Source organism: Paraburkholderia sp. CNPSo 3076 (genome assembly GCF_026343935.1).
Taxonomy (GTDB): Bacteria; Pseudomonadota; Gammaproteobacteria; order Burkholderiales; family Burkholderiaceae; genus Paraburkholderia; species Paraburkholderia nodosa.
This window is the reverse complement of the sequence record NZ_JAPMAL010000143.1, coordinates 1-643: the sequence shown is the minus strand read 5'-3', so window position 1 is coordinate 643 and position 643 is coordinate 1. Positions and strand designations below refer to the sequence as shown.

1 protein-coding gene is annotated in these 643 nt (G+C 36.9%); it reads left to right on the top strand.

Annotation, left to right across the window (positions count from 1 at the left end; all coding sequences use genetic code 11):
- Positions 1-643 (top strand): GerAB/ArcD/ProY family transporter (locus tag M3A49_RS42435; RefSeq protein WP_266233999.1); only part of this gene is annotated, 643 nt, incomplete at both ends.

Genomic DNA, 643 nt, shown 5'->3' with positions numbered 1-643 from the left:
CTGCGTGATATTGGCGAGATGCTGTTAACCTTTGCCTATCCCGATACCCCTTTGTTTATTGCGAATGCTTTATTGATTCTTGTTATTATTTATACAGTTCGCAAAGGTATCGAAGTAATAGCCCGATCAGGAGAAATCTTTTTTATCATCATGTATATCCTAGCCATCACTGGCTTTATTCTGATTGTATGTTCGGGATTAATCGATATTACAAACTTACAACCAGTACTTGAAGAAGGGATATTTCCACCTTTGAAAGCTGTTTTTACTCAAATCTTGTATTTTCCTTTTAGTGAAGCCATTGTGTTTACCATGATTTTACCGTATTTAAAAAACCAAAAGAAGGCCAAAGTGACCATGTTATGTGCATCAGGATTAGCTGGCATTAACTTGACTATTACCATGCTTATTAACATTAGTGTACTAGGGGTTGATTTGACGGAACGTTCCCAATTCCCTCTTCTTAGTACCATACAAAGCATCCAAGTAGCTAACTTTTTAGAACGGCTTGACGTCTTTTTTATGATTGCTTTAGTTACCGGTGGTTTCTTTAAGATAAGCGTGTTACTTTATGCGGCTGTCATAGGAACGGCTAACTTGTTTAAGATTAAATCATCTTTACGACTGTCATATCCTATAGGGC